The sequence below is a fragment of the Nocardiopsis coralliicola genome (assembly GCF_054779695.1).
In genome coordinates this window covers 1-15,728 of sequence record NZ_BAAGXT010000059.1, presented here as the reverse complement: position 1 = coordinate 15,728, position 15,728 = coordinate 1, and the positions used below count along the sequence as shown (strand labels likewise).

Genomic DNA, 15,728 nt, shown 5'->3' with positions numbered 1-15,728 from the left:
CCCGCGCGCCGCACGGGTTGCGGTTTCGGGCCGATCGGCGTGGACCGCGAGACTATCTTGATATCAAGAGATACAGTGCTCCCCATGCACTCCCCGCACGATGAAGTCGACGGCCTGGTCGAGGCGTGGCGCGCCGAGCGGACCGACCTGGATGTCGAGCCGCTCCAGGTCCTCAGCCGCGTGTCCCGGCTCTCCCGCCACTTGGACCGGGCACGGCGGATCGTGTTCACCGACCACGGACTGGAGCCGTGGGAGTTCGACGTCCTCGCCGAGCTGCGCCGCTCCGGCGCACCCTACGAGCTCAGCCCCGGGCGGCTGCTGCGCGCCACGCTCGTCACGTCCGGCACGATGACCAACCGCATCGACCGGCTGGCGGCTGCGGGGCTGGTGCGGCGCCGCCCCGACCCCGGCGACAAGCGGGGCGTGCTGGTGCGGCTGACCGCGGAGGGGCGGCGCCGGGTGGATGCGGCGCTGGAGGACCTGCTCGGCTACGAGGAGTCGATCCTCGCCCCGATGGCCGCCGCGGACCGGGCGCAGCTGGCGGCGCTGCTGCGGTCGCTGCTGTCGCCGCTGGACGACTCGGACAGCTGAGCCGCGCGGCGCCGGCGGCCCGGGCGGCCGCCGGCCGCGGAAGGGCTCTCGACGCGCGCGGGAGATTCGGCCAACCTGTCGGTGCGGGTGCCGCCGGGGCACCGTGCGCGGGTTCGCCCGCATCGGGACAGCGGAGGCCTCCATCGTGGTCAGAGTGTTCGGCGCAGTCAGGGCGGCGAGGACGGCGGGCGCGGCCGGCGCGTCGGTGGCGCTGCTGGCGGCAGCGGGGTGCGGTCTCGCGGGCGGCGGCGACGGCGGAGCGGCCGCCGGTTCTGCCGAGTCGGTCTACCTCTCGCTGGGCGATTCGCTTGCCGTCGGGGTCCAGCCGGACGGCGAGGGCGGCGCCGGGGAGACGCGGGACGGCTACACCGACATGCTGTACCGCACCCTGCGCGACACCGACTCGTCGCTGCGCCACGAGCGGCTGGGCTGCGGCGGCGAGGACACCACCACGTTCATCGGGGGCGGCGTGCAGGGGTGCGGCGGCCGGTACCCCGAGGGCAGCCAGCTCGCCGAGGCCGAGCGGTTCCTCCTCGAACGCGGCGATGATGTCGCGCTGGTCACCATCGGCATCGGCGGCAACAACTTCACGTCCTGCGTCGACGTGGCGGGTGAGGGCGCCGACGCCGCCGCGTCGGTGGACGAGGACTGCGTCGACGACGGCATGGAGCGCCTGGAGCTGGAAGCCCCGGAGATCGCCGGCCGCCTGGCCGACGCTGCCGCGCCCGGCACGCAGCTGGTCGGTATGACGTACTTCAACCCGTTCGCGGCGGCGCTGCTGATCGACGGCGGGGACGGTGCCGGCGCGGGCGGGGGCGCCGAGCTCGCTGAGTACGGGGCCGGGGTCCTGGAGGAGATGAACGGGATCCTGCGCGACGCCTACGGTGATGCGGGCTTTGCGGTGGCCGACGTCGCCGAGGCGTTCGACTCCGGCCAGATCCGCGGCGGCGACGGCGCGGACGCGCCGCCCGCCGCGGCCGAGGCCGCCTGCGACTACACCTGGATGTGCGACCCGGACCGGGGCCCCGACGTCCACACCAACCCCGCCGGCGCCCGCCTCATCGCCGAGACCTTCGCCGACGCTGCGGGCAGCTGACCGGCGCTGCTCCGGGCCGGGCGGCCCGGAGCGGCGCCCGCTCGGAGGGGGCGGCAGACGCGGCCGAGTAGTCCGGTTCCGTCCTCCGGGTGCTGCCGCCGGGCGGCGGTGAGCGCGCTGGGAGGGCTGCGCGCCCCGGCCCGGCGGACGGCTGGCGCGGGGGCAGCCTTCGGCCGTGCCGGCTGCGGCGCTGCTGCGCTCACGGCGGTCGCCCTTTCCGGCGCCGAGGGGCGTGCTGCCGGTACTGGGCCCGGCGAGGCGGGTGCAGCCGCCGGCGGATCGGCGGTCTGAGCGCATCCGCGGCGGCGAACCCGGGCGGCTCTGGGGCGGGTGGACCGCGGCGGAGCCGCCCCTCGCCGCGGGGCGCAGCCGCCGCGTGGAGTTGCGGCGTGCCTGTCCCTGCGCCGGTCCCGGCCCGGCGTTGGGGCCGCGGAGCGCGGCGATCGTGCCGGGCGAGCACTGCCCCGCCCGCCGCGGACGCTCCGGCGGCCCGATGCAGCACGTGTGCGATGCGGACCACAGGACCGCCGACCGTCTTGCGCGATACCCGTTGGGGGTATACCGTCAGCTCATCGACATACCCCAAGGGGGTATGATGGAACGCCGGGAGGGTTTCTGATGGCTTCGAAGGATTACCAGGTGGCGGGCATGACCTGCGGCCACTGCGAGATGTCGGTCCGCGAGGAGGTCGGCGCGGTCCCCGGCGTCGGGGAGATCCGGGTCAGCGCGCAGACCGGCGCGCTCAGCGTCACCGCTGAGGGCGAGATCGACGACTCTGCGGTCCTGGCCGCGGTCGAAGAGGCCGGCTACTCGGCGGTGCGCGTCTGATGCAGGCCCAAGGACGGCTGGCGGTCTACGGTGCCGGGCTGGTGGTGGCGTTCGGCGGGGCCTACGGCCTCGCTGGCGTCGCCGTCCCCGACGGCGCCGTCACCGCATGGGCGGAAGGAAGCGGCATGGGGACACACGATGGCGGGCACGGCGGCGCCGGGCAGGACACCGGTCCGGATGCCGGGGCGGAGGCGCTGAACGGGCTCTCCGCGAGCGCGGACGGCTTCCTGCTCTCCCCGGTCGAGGCGCCCGCGGCTGCGGACGAGGACGGGGAGCTGAGCTTCCGGATCCTCGACGGGGCCGGTGAGCCGGTGACCGAGTACACCACCGCGCACGAGAAGGACCTGCACCTGATCGCGGTCCGCACCGACGGCGCCGGTTTCCAGCACGTGCACCCCGAGCTCGACCCGGGCACGGGCACCTGGTCGGCGCCGTGGAGCTGGGACGAGGCGGGCACCTACCGGGTGTACGCCGACTTCACCCCTGCGGGCGAGGGAGCCGAGGGCATCACGCTGACCCGCACCGTCGAGGTGGGGGGCGACTTCACCCCGGTCGAGTCCGAGGGGCAGGCCACCGACGAGGTCGACGGCTTCACCGTCTCCCTGGACGGCGGTCTCACCGCCGGGTCGCCGAGTGAGCTGACCGCCACTGTCGAGCGCGACGGGGAGCCGGTGACCGCGCTGGAGCCCTACCTGGGGGCGTACGGGCACCTGGTGGCGCTGCGCGAAGGCGATCTGGCCTACCTGCACGTGCACGCCGAGGGCGGTGAGCCGAAGGCCGGGGAGGTGTCCGGCCCCGAGGTCGGGTTCTCGGCGGAGGCCCCGACTGCGGGCCGCTACCTGCTGTACCTGGACTTCCAGGTCGACGGGGAGGTGCGCACCGCCGAATTCGTGCTCGACGCCGACCGCGGTGACGGTTCGGAGGCAGAGGGCGATGCCCATGCCGGCGGCCACTGACCCGCTGGGCCGGAGCGGCACGAGAGCTGAGGGAGAAGGATGAGGATGAGCACATCAGCGCCCCCCGCGGGCGGTCCGGACATCGAGCTGGAGATCGGCGGGATGACCTGCGCCTCCTGCGCGAACCGGATCGAGAGGAAGCTGAACAAGCTCGATGGCGTCGAGGCCACGGTCAACTACGCCACGGAGAAGGCGAAGGTCACCGTGCCGGCCGGCTACGACCCGGCGCTGCTGGTCGCCGAGGTCGAGAAGACCGGCTACACCGCCGCACTGCCCGCCTCCCCCGAGGCCGCGGCAGGCGCGCCGGAGACCGGTCCCGGTGGCGCGGAGGATGCTGAGCTCACCTCGCTGCGCCACCGCCTGGTCAGCTCGGTCGTGCTCACGGTTCCGGTGATCGCGATGGCGATGGTTCCCGCCCTCCAGTTCACCTACTGGCAGTGGGCCTCGCTCGCCCTGGCTGCGCCGGTGATCATCTGGGCGGCGTGGCCGTTCCACAAGGCGGCGTGGACGAACCTCAAGCACGGCACCGCCACCATGGACACGCTCATCTCGATGGGCACCTCGGCCGCACTGCTGTGGTCGGTCTACGCACTGTTCCTGGGCACGGCCGGCGTCCCCGGGATGACGCACCCGTTCGAGTTCACGATCGCCCCGTCCGACGGTGCGGCGAACATCTATCTCGAAGTCGGCGCGGGCGTGACGATGTTCATCCTCGCGGGCCGCTACTTCGAGAAGCGGTCCAAGCGCCAGGCCGGCGCCGCGCTGCGCGCCCTCCTGGAGCTGGGTGCGAAGGAGGTCTCGGTGCTGCGCGATGGCGCCGAGGCCAAGATCCCCACGTCCGAACTGGCCGTCGGCGACGAGTTCATCGTCCGCCCCGGCGAGAAGATCGCGACCGACGGCGTCGTGTCCTCCGGGACCTCCGCGGTGGACGCCTCCATGCTCACCGGCGAGTCCGTTCCGGTCGAGGTCGGCGAGGGGGACACGGTGGCCGGCGCGACCGTCAACGCCGGCGGGCGCCTGGTGGTGCGGGCGACCCGGGTCGGTTCGGACACCCAGCTTGCGCAGATGGCGAAGCTCGTCGAGGACGCGCAGACCGGAAAGGCCGAGGTGCAGCGCCTGGCCGACAGGATCTCCGGCGTGTTCGTGCCGATCGTGATCGTTGTCGCCGTCGCCGCACTCGGCGCCTGGCTGGGGGCCGGTTTCCCGGTCGCAGCGGCCTTCACCGCAGCGGTCGCGGTCCTCGTCATCGCCTGCCCCTGCGCGCTGGGGCTGGCGACTCCGACCGCGCTGCTGGTCGGCACCGGCCGCGGTGCGCAGATGGGCGTCCTCATCAAGGGCCCCGAGGTGCTGGAGTCCACCCGCAGGGTCGACACCGTCGTGCTGGACAAGACCGGCACCGTCACCAGCGGCACGATGGCCCTGACCGGCGTCATCACCGAGCCGGGCGCGGACCGCGCGGAGCTGCTGCGCTTCGCCGGTGCGCTGGAGGACTCCTCTGAGCACCCGATCGCGCAGGCGATCGCGAAGGGTGCGACCCAGGAGGTGGGCCGGCTGCCCGTTCCCGAGGACTTCGCCAACGTCGAGGGCAAGGGCGTGCAGGGCGTCGTCGAGGGCACCGCGGTCGTCGTCGGCCGCGAGTCGCTGCTGGCCGACTGGTCGCAGAAGCTTTCCGCCGATGTCGCCGCCGCCAAGGCTCGGGCCGAGGGCGAGGGCAAGACGGTCGTGGCGGTCGGCTGGGACGGTCAGGCGCGCGGCATCATCGTCGTCGCCGACACCGTCAAGCCCACCAGCGCCGAGGCGGTCCGCGGGCTGAGGGACCTCGGCCTCACCCCGATCCTCCTCACCGGCGACAACGAGGCCGTGGCCCGGCGGATCGCGGCGGAGGTCGGCATCAGCGAGGTCATCGCCGAGGTCCTTCCCAAGGAGAAGGTCGACGTGGTCACCCGGCTCCAGGGCGAGGGCAGGACCGTGGCGATGGTCGGCGACGGCGTCAACGACGCCCCCGCGCTCGCGCAGGCCGATCTCGGCTTGGCGATGGGCACCGGCACGGATGTGGCGATCGAGGCCTCCGACATCACGCTCGTCCGCGGTGACCTGCGGGCGGCCGTCGACGCGATCCGCCTCTCCCGGAAGACCCTGTCGACGATCAAGACGAACCTGTTCTGGGCGTTCGCCTACAACACCGCGGCGATCCCGGTCGCGGCCCTGGGCATGCTCAACCCCATGCTCGCGGGTGCGGCGATGGCGTTCTCCAGCGTCTTCGTCGTCGGCAACAGCCTCCGCCTGCGCGGGTTCACCAGCGTCGCCGCGAAGTAGCCGCGCCCATCTGCACGATCCGACCACGAAGGGTCTTCTGAGAATGAGCAACTGCTGCAGCTCGAACGGTTCCGACCGAGGCGGGAACGGCGGCCGCCCGCACCTGCCCGGCGGGGATGCCGACGAGATGGCCACCTGCCCGGTCATGGCCGGCACCCCGGTCAGGAAGGCCGCCGCTGAGGCGGCCGGCCTGTTCCGCGACTACGCGGGGCGGCGCTACTACCTCTGCTGTGCCGACTGCGGTCCCGCGTTCGACGCGGACCCGGCCGCCTACGCCGCCGGCGCGGTGTAGTCGCTGCGGGGCGCCGGCGGACGCTGCGGCGCCCCGCCGGCGGATCGGAGCGAAGGGACGGGGCGGAGCGGAGGCGCCGATGCCGGCCAGGGGGCCGGAAGGGGCAGCGGGCCCGCGGCGGCACCCTCCCGGCGCCGTGTGCGGCCGATACTCTGGCGCCGGTGGGATCCCGTCCCGCCGATGCCGGTTGGCGCGGTCCTGGTCTCCCCGTGCACCGCGGTAGTCGCGTCCGGCGCCCAACCGCTCAGGCGCATCGGCCTCACCCCCGAAGCCCGCACGCGTTCCGTCCGGAATGCCAGAAGTGAGGACAGCCCATGTCTGCCGGCGCCGATTCGCACCAGCACGGCTACATCAGCGACAAGGAGCGCTACCTCGGCCGCATGAAGCGCATCGAGGGCCAGGCCCGCGGGATCGAGAAGATGATCGATGAGGAGAAGTACTGCATCGACATCCTCACCCAGATCTCCGCGCTGACCCGGGCCCTGCAGGGGGTCGCGACCGGCCTGCTCGACGACCACCTCAAGCACTGCGTCCTCGACGCGGCGAAGCTCGGCGACGAGGCCGCCCTCGAGAAGATCCAGGAAGCGACCGACGCCATCAACCGGCTCGTGCGCTCCTGACCCGGAGCAGCGTACCGACGAAGGAGGCACACCGTGCCGCGTCTGGCCCGACTCACCCCCGAGACCGCATCCGGGGCCTCCCGCGACCTGCTCGGCGACCTCGTCGAACGGCACGGCGAGGTCGGCGACATGGTGGCGACGATGGCGCACTCGCCGGCGGTACTCGGCGGCTATCTCCAGTTGAGCAAGGCCATGCGCCGCGCCAAGCTCGACCGGACGACCAGCGAGCTGGTCTCGATCGCCGTCCAGTCGGACCAGGGGTGCGGGAGGTGCCTGGCCGCGCACGCCGGCGCGGCGCGTTCGCTCGGGGCCAGCGACAACGAGATCGCGCTCGCCGAGCAGGGAACCGGGATGACGGCTCCGGTCGCCGCGATGATCACCCTCGGACTGCATGTCTACCGCGAGCCCGGGGCGGTCACCGACGAGCAGATCGAGGAGCTCCGCGGGTACGGGTACAGCGACCGGGAGATCGCCGACGTCGTCGGGATCGTCGCGCTGAACATCCTCACCGGCGCCTTCAACCTGGTCTCCGGACTCACCGCGGACGAGTGACCCGCGCGCCCTGCCGGCGCGGCCGAGGGGATGGGCGATGAGCCCGCGCTCCCGAGCAGAGCACCCGTGCCGGTGGTTTCCGGGCGGCCCGGTGCGGCCGGTGCCGCGCGGTCGCGCCGGTCCTGGACCGCGGGGGCCGCGCAGGGGGCAAGCTCCGCATCGCCGAGCCCGACGCCGAGGAGGACCCGGGCCGCCGCGCGCTGCGGTCGGCCCGATCCCCGCGATGAGGGGTCTCCGACACGGGCGGGCGCGAGATCATCGGCGGGAGACCCGAGCCGCAGATCGGGCCGCGCCTCCAGGGCACCGTCTGAAGTCTCGTCCGCCGGCCGCCGCGCTGCCACTGCGGTGCGCTGGGCTATCCTTCGGCCGTGTCGGCCTCGGCCATCCAGCGCTCTTCGAGGTCGTCCTTTTCGGCGCCGAGGGCCTTGAGCTCGGCGTCGAGATCGGCGAGGCGGGTGTAGTCGTCGGCGGCCTCGGCCATCAGGGCGTGCAGTTCGGTCTCGCGGGCTGCGATCTTGTCGATGCGGCGTTCGATCCGCTGCAGTTCCTTGCGGGCGGCGCGCTGCTCGGCGGCGCTCACCTTGGGGGCGCCGCGGGCCGGCTCTGCCGCGGATTCGGAGGCGCCGGCGGACGGCACGGAGGCGGTGCGGTCCTCCCTGCGCCGGGCCAGGTACTCGTCGACGCCGCCGGGCAGGAACGCGAGCGTGCCGTCGCCCATCAGCGCAAGGACGCGGTCGGTGATCCGCTCCAGGAAGTACCGGTCGTGGCTGACCAGGACGAGCGAGCCGGGCCAGCCGTCGAGGAGGTCCTCCAGCTCGGTGAGGGTCTCGATGTCGAGGTCGTTGGTGGGCTCGTCGAGGAGGAGCACGTTGGGCTCGTCCATGAGCAGGCGGAGCAGCTGCAGCCGGCGCCGCTCGCCGCCGGACAGGTCGCCGACCGGGGTCCACTGGCGCTCGCCGCGGAAGCCGAACCGCTCGAGCATCTGGTTGGCGGTGTACTCGCGGCCGCCGATAGTGACGAACTGGCGCACCTCGGAGACGGCCTCCAGCGTCCGCATCGCCGGGTCGAGCTCGGTGAGCGACTGGGAGAGGTGGGCGAGCTTCACGGTGCGGCCGCGGCGGACGCGGCCCGCAGCGGGCTCGGACTCGCCGGCGAGCAGCCGCAGCAGGCTCGTCTTGCCGGCGCCGTTGACGCCGACCAGGCCGACGCGGTCGCCCGGGCCGAGCTGCCAGGTCAGGTCGTCGAGCAGGACGCGGTCGCCGGCGGCGACCCGGGCGCCCTCGACGTCGATCACGGTCTTGCCGAGCCGGGTGGTGGCGAACCGGACGAGTTCGACGGTGTTGCGCAGCGGCGGCACGTCGGCGATGAGCGTGTTGGCGGCGTCCACCCGGAACTTGGGCTTGGAGCTGCGCGCCTGCGGCCCGCGGCGCAGCCAGGCGAGCTCCTTGCGCATGAGGTTCTGGCGCCGCTCCTCGGCGGCCGCGGCGAGCCGGTCGCGCTCGGCCTTGGCGAGCACGTAGGCGGCGTAGCCGCCCTCGTACCGCTCGACGTGGCCGTCCACGACCTCCCAGGTGCGGTTGGTGGCCGCGTCGAGGAACCACCGGTCGTGGGTGACGACGACGAGCGCTTCGCGGCGGCCGTTGAGGTGCTCGGCGAGCCAGGCGATGCCTTCGATGTCGAGGTGGTTGGTGGGCTCGTCCAGGACGATGACGTCGTGGTCGCCGATCAGCAGCCGCGCCAGTGCGGCGCGGCGCCGCTCCCCGCCGGACAGGCCCGCCATCGGCGTCTCCAGGTCCCAGCCGCTGAGCAGGCCGCGGAGCACGTCGCGGGCGCGCGGGTTGCCGGCCCACTCGTGCTCGGCGAGGTCGCCCAGCACGTAGGCGCCGACGGTGGAGTCCGGGAAGCTGTCGCGCTGGTGCAGGAACCCCACCCGGAGCCCGCGGTTGTGCACCACCCGGCCGCTGTCCGGCTCCGTGTGCTGCGCCAGCACCGCCAGCAGGGTCGACTTCCCGCCGCCGTTGCGGCCGACCACGCCGATCCGGTCCCCCTCCTCAATTCCGAGGGACACATCGTCGAGCAGCACGAGCGGACCGTAGGCCAGGGAGACGCCCTGGAGATTGACCAGATTCATCACTCCCCATTCTCGGGGGTGGGGAGTGGTGTTCGCGACGCGCGCCCATCCGGGGGGTGACAGGGGGGTCGTCCCCCCTCCCAAAGAGACCGATCACCCACCACTCTCGGGGGTGGGGAGTGGTGTTCGCGACGCGCGCCCATCCGGGGGGGGGTGACAGGGGGGTCGTCCCCCCTCCCAATGACACCGATCGCACCCCATTCTCGGGGGTGGGGAGCGTCTCGGGGGTGGGCAGCGGTGATCGCGACGCGCGCCGGGGCCGCGCGGGCCCGGGGGCCGGGCCCTTGGCGAGGCAAGGGCGGTGCGGCGGGCCTCTGCCGTCCCCTGGGCGCCGGACTGCGCCCGGCAGGGCCCGCCGCACCGGTTCGGGAAGCTAGGCGAGGAAGAACGCGCGGGCGGAGCCGGCGATGGACGCGGTGTCGAGGCCGTGGACGCGGTCGTGGTCGGCGACGGTGCCGTAGCGGCGGACCTCGGTGTCGCGGAGGACGCCGAGGGAGCGCTGCCGGTGGCGGCGGTCGGCCAGGGCCGCGGCGACCTCGTGGGCCGAGGTGCCGGCGAGGTAGGGCTCGACGACGAGGACGTCGGCCTGGCCTGCCCCCGCCACCAGGCGGTTCAGACCGGCGCGGTCGAAGGGGCGCGGCGTCGCGGTGTAGGCCACGGTCACGTCCAGCCCTTCGGTGGCCGCGAGCACGCGGTCGAGCATCGGGCCGACGGCGAGCACGGTGCCCAGCGATCGGGGCGACCCGGTGCGTACGGCGGTGATGCCGCCGCCGACCGGGCGCGGGCGGGTGTTGGCGGTCTCGCTGAGGCGCAGGTAGACACGGCTGTCGCCGGGCAGCGCAGCGGCGGTCAGCTCGGCCGCCTCGTCCGGATGGCCGGGGACGTGCACGGTCCAGCCGGGCAGTGTGTCGAGGAGGGCGACGTCGCCCGGGGACTGGTGGGTGCGGCCCTGCTCGGCGTAGTCGTAGGAGCCTCCGGTGCCGCCGAGGACCGCGCCGGCGCCCTGGTGGCCGAGGTCGAGTTTGAGCTGTTCGAAGGGGCGCTCGACGAGGAACGGCGCGATGGTGTGCACGACCGGGCGCAGGCCGCTGAGGGCGAGGCCGCCGGCGGTGCCGATCTGCAGCTGCTCGCGGATGCCGAGGTTGACGATGCGGTCGGGGTGGCGGCGCGCCGCGCCGCCGACCCGGTCTCGGGAGATCTCGGCGAGCACCAGCACGATGCGCGGATCGCTCTCCATCGCGTGGGCGACGGTGTCCAGGAATGCCTGGCGCATCGAGGTGTGCCGCTGGGCGGGCGGTGCGTCCGGTGTGGCGAGTGCGGTCGGTGGCGCGGTCATGGCGCGGTCCCCCTTCTCTTGGGCTTGGCGGCGCAGCGGTTCAGATGCGGGCGACGACGGCGTGCGGCACGTCGGCGGAGCGCCGCTGGAAGGCGGCGCCGAGGGCGGCGTGGTCGCGGCCGGACACGGTGTCGGCGGTCCATCCCTCGGTGGTGAAGCGGGTGGCGATGCCGCCGGGCCAGCCGAGCCCGGCTGAGCCGTTGTCGACGACGACGGCGGTGAGCCCGCCAAGGCCGAGGCGCGCGGCGGCGGCGATCGCCTCGTGGTTGGACCCCTCGTCGAGTTCTCCGTCGCCGAGCAGGACGATGGTGCGCGGCCGGGTGCGGCCCTGGATCCGTAGGCCGAGCGCGGTGCCGACGGCCAGGCCGAGGCCGTGGCCGAGGGAGCCGCTGCCGATCTCCGCGCCGGGGACTAGGACGCGGTCGGGGTGGTGGCCGAGGGCGGAGTCGGCTGCGCCCCAGGAGCGCAGGTCGCGGATGCTCAGGAAGCCCTTGGCGGCGAGCACCGCGTAGTAGGCGGCGGGGCCGTGCCCTTTGGAGAGCAGGAATCGGTCCCGGTCGGGGTCGGCGGCGGTGGCCGGGGTGACGTCGAGGACGCGGTCGTAGAGCACCCAGAGGACGTCGAGGGTGGAGGCGGCTGCGGCGGCGTGCTTCTCGTCGCCGGTCATGAGTCCGATGAGGGCGGGCAGGTCCGAGTAGCGGGCGAGCGGGGCCGGTGCTGTTGTGGTGGTCGGTGCCATGCCGGTAGTCTCAGACCTCGACTTAACTCGAAGTCAAGGGGCAGAAGGGAGCGGCCGCGATGAGCCACCTGCCGGTGCGGCTGACCATCGGGATGCTGGCCGAGCGGAGCGGCGTTCCGGCGACGACCCTGCGGTTCTACGAGGAGCGCGGTCTGATCCACTCCGAGCGCACGGCCGGTAACCAGCGCCGCTACCACCGCAACACCCTGCGGCGGCTGGCGTTCGTCTCGACCGCGCAGCGGGTCGGGCTGTCTCTGGCGCAGATCAAGGAGGCGCTGAGCACCCTGCCGGACAGCCGCACGCCGACGGTGCGGGACTGGGCGCGGCTGTCGGAGTCGTGGCGCACCGAGCTGGACACCCGGATCGACGCGCTGCAGCGGCTGCGCGACCGGCTGACGTCGTGCATCGGCTGCGGCTGCCTGTCGCTGAAGGCCTGCCACCTGAACAACAGCGACGACGCCCTCGCCGCCAACGGCCCCGGCGCGCCCTTCCTCAAGCCCGTCCGCGAGGGCGGGATCTGAAGCCGGACCGGCAGCGCCCGAGACGGCCGCCGCGCTGCCTCCCGGCGCTGCCGGTAGCGCTGCGGCGCAGCACCGCGGATGCCCTTCCGGCGCGGCGGCGGCGCGCCGCCGGTCACTCCTCGACTGCCGCCGCTGCGCCGGTGGACACCACGCGGGCGCCGGGGACGTCGCCGTGGGCGGTGGCCGTGCGGGGAACCGCGCCGGAGGCGGTGAGCGCGCCGGCGATGCGGTCGGCGTCCTCGGCGCCGGCCGCGAGGAAAGCGCAGGTCGGCCCGGATCCGGACACGATGCCGGCGAGGGCCCCGGCGGCACGGCCGGCGTCGAGCACGCGGGCGAGGCCGGGGCGGAGGTCGAGGGCGGGCGCCTGCAGGTCGTTGGCGAGGGCCGCTGCGAGCTGCGCGGCGTCGCCGGCGGCCAGTGCCTCGGTGAGGGCCGGATCGAGGCGCGGTGCGGGCGCGTCGGGCCGCATCCGGTCGTAGGCGGCGAACACCGACGGTGTGGACAGCCCGGCGTCGGACAGCGCGAACACCCAGTGGGTGCGCAGCGCGCTGCTGAGCGGCCGCAGGACCTCGCCGCGGCCGGTGCCGACCGCGGTCCCGCCGAGCAGCGCGAAGGGGACGTCGCTGCCGAGGCGGGCGGCGAGCTCGTGGAGCCGGTCGGCGCCGAGGCGGGCGTCCCAGAGGGCGTCGGCGGCGACCAGGGCGGCCGCGGCGTCCGCGCTGCCGCCGGCCATGCCGCCGGCGACGGGGATCGCCTTGGTGATGGCCACGCTGACGGGGGTGCCGGAGCGGCCGGCCGCATCCGCGACGAGGCGGACGGCTTTCGCGGCGAGGTTGTCGCCGTCGAGCGGCACCGCGGCCCGGTGCGCGGCGGCGAGCCCGCTGCCGTGCAGGCTGACCCGGACTGCGCCCCCTCGCGGGCGTTCGGGGTGTTCGCTGACGGTAACCTCATCGCACAGCGAGACAGCGTGGAAGACATTCACCAGATCGTGGTATCCATCTTCGCGCGCCGGCCCCACCGCCAGCTGGAGGTTCACCTTCGCGGGGACCCGAACGGTCACGGCGGTACAAGTAGCGGTCACGAGTCCTCAATCGTAAAGGAACCCCCACCTCAGTGAGTCCCTGCGCCGACGACAGGCGCCCGGCGCCGTGCGTCCGCGCGGCGGGCCCGGGCGGGTTCCGCGATCGTATCCGCCGCCACGGGGTCACTGTGCGTGACCTCGGCAGAGCCGCTTGGCCTGCGCGGGTGGGTATCCGGGCGCAATCACCGCTACCTTGGGGCCAGACGGAGTGTGGACACCGTCGGGGAGGGTCGCTTGCCGTCGGATGGGCTCCCAAAGAACCTGGAACCGCTGGCCGCCGGAGATCCGGCGACCATCGGTCCCTATGTGCTGGCCGGTCGCCTGGGCAGCGGTGGAATGGGGACGGTCTACCTCGGCCGCACCCCTGAGAAGGGCGCCCAGGTCGCGATCAAGGTGATCCGGCCGGAGCTGGCGTTCGACGAGGCGACGCGGGCGCGGTTCCACGACGAGATGGAGAACGCGCGCCGGGTCGCGTCGTTCTGCACCGCGAAGGTCCTCGACCACGGCACGTTCGAGAACCGTCCGTACATGGTCACCGAGTACATCGCGGGGACCGCGCTGGCCGAGCACATCGCGCAGAACGGGCCGCTGGACGCCTCCACCCTGCACGGCTTCGCGCTCGGCGTCGCGGCGGCGCTCGCCGCGATCCACCGGGCCGACCTGGTGCACCGCGACCTGAAGCCGGCCAACGTGCTGCTGTCGCTGTCCGGCCCGCGGGTGATCGACTTCGGAATCGCGCGGGCGATGAACACTGCGACGAACCACACCAAGACCGGCATCGTGATGGGCAGCCCGGGGTGGATGGCGCCGGAGCAGCTGCTGGAGGAGCAGGTCACCACGGCCGCCGACATCTTCGCGTGGGGCTGCCTGGTGGCGTTCGCCGGCAGCGGCACGCATCCGTTCGGCAACGGCGACGCGATGACGCTGGGCAAGCGGGTGCTGTTCGCCGAGCCGCAGATCAGCGACCTGGATGCGCCGCTGGACCGGCTGGTGGCCCGCGCGCTGGCCAAGGAGCCGGAGCGCCGGCCCAAGGCGCAGGACCTGCTGCTGGAGCTGGCGGGCGGGGAGAACCCGGACGGCGGGGCCGGCTACGACCCCAACGCGATGGTGAGCGAGAAGCTGCACCAGTCGTGGCGGCCGAACCTGCCGCCGATGCCGCCGGCGGGCCCGATGCCGCCGGGGCCGATGGGACCGGGGCCGAACCCGAACATGACCAATGGCGGCATGCCGGTGCAGCCGCCCGGGCCGCCGCGCGGCGGCCCGGTGCAGCCGCCGTTCCCGGGGCCGCCGCAGGGCGGTCCGCCGCGTCCGGGGCCGCACACCAGCCAGCCGGTGCCGTTGGGCGGCGCCCGGCCGGGCCCGCCGGGACCGCCCGGGCAGGTGCCCGCGTCGCAGACCGGGCAGTTCGCGCGCGTCGGCCCGCCGGCGCCGCCGAACCCGCAGTCGACCGGCCCCATCCCGCAGATCCCGGTGGAGCAGCAGGCGCAGCCCTACGTGCCGCCGGCGCCTCCGCCGCCGCACCGGCCGATGCAGCCGAACCATCGCCGGATCCGGTGGGTGACGCTGACGGCGGTGGTGGCGCTGGTTCTGGTGGCGGCGCTGCTCGCGGTGCTGACGTTCGTCGCGGGCAACGGCCTGTTCGGTCTGTTCAGCGGCAGGGACGCCGAGCAGGAGGCGCCGCAGAACGCGGCGCCGCAGTCCAACTCCGAGGACGAGGATGCCGCGCCCGCGCCGCACGTGGCCAGCGACGGGCAGGCCGAGTTCACGGTGGAGGAGTACCGGTGCGACGCCCAGGTGGGCGACCGCTCCGAGGTGGTCTCCGGCGACGCGGTCTACTGCGTGTTCACGGTGATGGTGCGCAACACCGGCTCGGATCCGATCCAGCTGGAGCCGGGCAATCAGGTGCTGTCCGTCCCGGGCGAGCCCAGTGAGCGGGCGCAGCCGCCGATGGCGTCGGAGCGCGACGACTCCCTGTGGTCGTCGATCGCCCAGGGCCAGCGGGCCCGGGGCGAGTTGGTCTTCATCGTGACCGGCGGCGACGGCCGCGGCGTGGACCGGGGCACCCTGGAACTCCGCAGCGTCGCCCAGACGGCCCCGGCCAGCGTCGAGGTCTCCGACATCCCCGACTCGGACTGAGGTCGGCGCCGCCGGCGGCGCCGACCGCAGGTGCCCGCGTCCGGGGAAGGTCGGGGCAGAGCGCACCATCGGCCCGGCGGTGCGCCGACGTGTTGCTCCCGCGGGGGGAATGGGCCGGTTCTGGTGCTGCCCCAGCGTGCGCAGCCGTGCCTCCGCGCAGGCGGGAGCGGACCGGGGAGCCGGGTGCGCTTGCGGAGGTCGGCGAGGGCGACTCCGCGCAGGCGCACCGCAGTGCGCTCCCCGAGCGGGGGGATTCCCTGATCTGCAGGGGGACGGCCCGTCGTCCCGTCCCCGGCATCGTCGTCGCTGCTTCCCGCGGACTCGGCGGACGGCCCCTCGGGGGCGCTGACCCGGTCGGCATGCGGTCCGCGGGTGCAGGGGCACCGCGGCCGGAGGCGGCGGTGCGGTGCGCCGGGGCCAGGGCCCCGAACCGGTTCCGCGCGGCGGGGGCCGGCTGCTCCGCGGCCCGCGGGGTGCGTCCTGCAGCGACCCGGTCCACCGCCGCGGCTCGCCGGCGGCGCAGCGGTGGCCCG

14 protein-coding genes are annotated in these 15,728 nt (G+C 74.3%); 10 read left to right on the top strand and 4 right to left on the bottom strand.

What is annotated here, in order from left to right; all coding sequences use genetic code 11:
* The first annotated feature begins 84 nt into the window (after nucleotides 1-84).
* The 8 genes from ACYVGT_RS25785 (at nucleotide 85) to ACYVGT_RS25750 (ending at nucleotide 7,251) form a co-directional block, all read left to right on the top strand.
* On the top strand, nucleotides 85-591 hold the full coding sequence (locus ACYVGT_RS25785; RefSeq protein ID WP_460863001.1) for a MarR family winged helix-turn-helix transcriptional regulator: 507 nt from the start codon (nucleotides 85-87) through the stop codon (nucleotides 589-591).
* Nucleotides 592-745: 154 nt separating this feature from the next.
* Nucleotides 746-1,687: a GDSL-type esterase/lipase family protein gene (locus tag ACYVGT_RS25780; RefSeq protein WP_460863000.1), complete on the top strand. Its 942-nt coding sequence runs from the start codon at nucleotides 746-748 to the stop codon at nucleotides 1,685-1,687.
* A gap of 618 nt (nucleotides 1,688-2,305) precedes the next feature.
* Complete coding sequence (locus tag ACYVGT_RS25775) at nucleotides 2,306-2,515, top strand: heavy-metal-associated domain-containing protein (protein ID WP_460862999.1); 210 nt, start codon at nucleotides 2,306-2,308, stop codon at nucleotides 2,513-2,515.
* Nucleotides 2,515-3,471 carry a hypothetical protein gene (locus ACYVGT_RS25770; RefSeq protein WP_460862998.1) on the top strand — a complete coding sequence of 319 codons (957 nt, stop codon included), beginning with the start codon at nucleotides 2,515-2,517 and terminating at the stop codon, nucleotides 3,469-3,471. The genes ACYVGT_RS25775 and ACYVGT_RS25770 overlap by 1 nt, the downstream gene beginning before the upstream one ends.
* A 45-nt stretch (nucleotides 3,472-3,516) precedes the next feature.
* On the top strand, nucleotides 3,517-5,787 hold the full coding sequence (locus ACYVGT_RS25765) for a heavy metal translocating P-type ATPase (protein ID WP_460862997.1): 2,271 nt from the start codon (nucleotides 3,517-3,519) through the stop codon (nucleotides 5,785-5,787).
* Nucleotides 5,788-5,830: 43 nt separating this feature from the next.
* Nucleotides 5,831-6,079 (top strand): hypothetical protein, encoded by a 249-nt coding sequence (locus ACYVGT_RS25760; RefSeq protein WP_460862996.1) that lies wholly within the window; start codon nucleotides 5,831-5,833, stop codon nucleotides 6,077-6,079.
* A gap of 314 nt (nucleotides 6,080-6,393) precedes the next feature.
* Nucleotides 6,394-6,699 (top strand): metal-sensitive transcriptional regulator, encoded by a 306-nt coding sequence (locus tag ACYVGT_RS25755; protein WP_460862995.1) that lies wholly within the window; start codon nucleotides 6,394-6,396, stop codon nucleotides 6,697-6,699.
* A 33-nt stretch (nucleotides 6,700-6,732) separates the two neighbouring features.
* A complete protein-coding gene (locus ACYVGT_RS25750; protein WP_460862994.1) occupies nucleotides 6,733-7,251 on the top strand; it encodes a carboxymuconolactone decarboxylase family protein in 519 nt (172 codons plus the stop codon).
* Between the two features lie 355 nt (nucleotides 7,252-7,606).
* Here the strand turns inward: ACYVGT_RS25750 and ACYVGT_RS25745 are convergent, their stop codons facing one another.
* The 3 genes from ACYVGT_RS25745 to ACYVGT_RS25735 all read right to left on the bottom strand — a co-directional run bounded on the left by ACYVGT_RS25745 (nucleotide 7,607) and on the right by ACYVGT_RS25735 (nucleotide 11,457).
* Nucleotides 7,607-9,382: an ABC-F family ATP-binding cassette domain-containing protein gene (locus ACYVGT_RS25745; RefSeq protein ID WP_460862993.1), complete on the bottom strand. Its 1,776-nt coding sequence runs from the start codon at nucleotides 9,380-9,382 to the stop codon at nucleotides 7,607-7,609.
* 373 nt (nucleotides 9,383-9,755) lie between these two features.
* On the bottom strand, nucleotides 9,756-10,655 hold the full coding sequence (locus ACYVGT_RS25740; RefSeq protein WP_460863015.1) for a transketolase family protein: 900 nt from the start codon (nucleotides 10,653-10,655) through the stop codon (nucleotides 9,756-9,758).
* Between the two features lie 103 nt (nucleotides 10,656-10,758).
* Nucleotides 10,759-11,457 carry a thiamine pyrophosphate-dependent enzyme gene (locus ACYVGT_RS25735; protein ID WP_460862992.1) on the bottom strand — a complete coding sequence of 233 codons (699 nt, stop codon included), beginning with the start codon at nucleotides 11,455-11,457 and terminating at the stop codon, nucleotides 10,759-10,761.
* 59 nt (nucleotides 11,458-11,516) lie between these two features.
* Here ACYVGT_RS25735 and soxR point away from each other — a divergent pair, with 59 nt between their 5' ends.
* Nucleotides 11,517-11,978, top strand: coding sequence for a redox-sensitive transcriptional activator SoxR (gene soxR, locus ACYVGT_RS25730; RefSeq protein ID WP_460862991.1), 462 nt, complete (start codon nucleotides 11,517-11,519; stop codon nucleotides 11,976-11,978).
* A gap of 112 nt (nucleotides 11,979-12,090) precedes the next feature.
* Here soxR and ACYVGT_RS25725 read toward each other — a convergent pair whose 3' ends face one another.
* Nucleotides 12,091-13,038 carry a 4-(cytidine 5'-diphospho)-2-C-methyl-D-erythritol kinase gene (locus ACYVGT_RS25725; protein WP_460862990.1) on the bottom strand — a complete coding sequence of 316 codons (948 nt, stop codon included), beginning with the start codon at nucleotides 13,036-13,038 and terminating at the stop codon, nucleotides 12,091-12,093.
* A 255-nt stretch (nucleotides 13,039-13,293) separates the two neighbouring features.
* Here ACYVGT_RS25725 and ACYVGT_RS25720 point away from each other — a divergent pair, with 255 nt between their 5' ends.
* Nucleotides 13,294-15,195, top strand: a complete 1,902-nt coding sequence (locus ACYVGT_RS25720; RefSeq protein WP_460862989.1) for a serine/threonine-protein kinase — start codon at nucleotides 13,294-13,296, stop codon at nucleotides 15,193-15,195.
* Nucleotides 15,196-15,728: the final 533 nt, after the last annotated feature.

Coding starts and splice junctions, on each gene's coding strand:
- ACYVGT_RS25740 (WP_460863015.1), bottom strand. CDS start 10,655: ATGCGCCAGGCATTCCTGGACACCGTCGCCCACGCGATGGAGAGCGAT.
- ACYVGT_RS25760 (WP_460862996.1), top strand. CDS start 5,831: ATGAGCAACTGCTGCAGCTCGAACGGTTCCGACCGAGGCGGGAACGGC.
- ACYVGT_RS25775 (WP_460862999.1), top strand. CDS start 2,306: ATGGCTTCGAAGGATTACCAGGTGGCGGGCATGACCTGCGGCCACTGC.
- ACYVGT_RS25770 (WP_460862998.1), top strand. CDS start 2,515: ATGCAGGCCCAAGGACGGCTGGCGGTCTACGGTGCCGGGCTGGTGGTG.
- soxR (WP_460862991.1), top strand. CDS start 11,517: ATGAGCCACCTGCCGGTGCGGCTGACCATCGGGATGCTGGCCGAGCGG.
- ACYVGT_RS25785 (WP_460863001.1), top strand. CDS start 85: ATGCACTCCCCGCACGATGAAGTCGACGGCCTGGTCGAGGCGTGGCGC.
- ACYVGT_RS25745 (WP_460862993.1), bottom strand. CDS start 9,382: ATGAATCTGGTCAATCTCCAGGGCGTCTCCCTGGCCTACGGTCCGCTC.
- ACYVGT_RS25735 (WP_460862992.1), bottom strand. CDS start 11,457: ATGGCACCGACCACCACAACAGCACCGGCCCCGCTCGCCCGCTACTCG.
- ACYVGT_RS25765 (WP_460862997.1), top strand. CDS start 3,517: ATGAGCACATCAGCGCCCCCCGCGGGCGGTCCGGACATCGAGCTGGAG.
- ACYVGT_RS25755 (WP_460862995.1), top strand. CDS start 6,394: ATGTCTGCCGGCGCCGATTCGCACCAGCACGGCTACATCAGCGACAAG.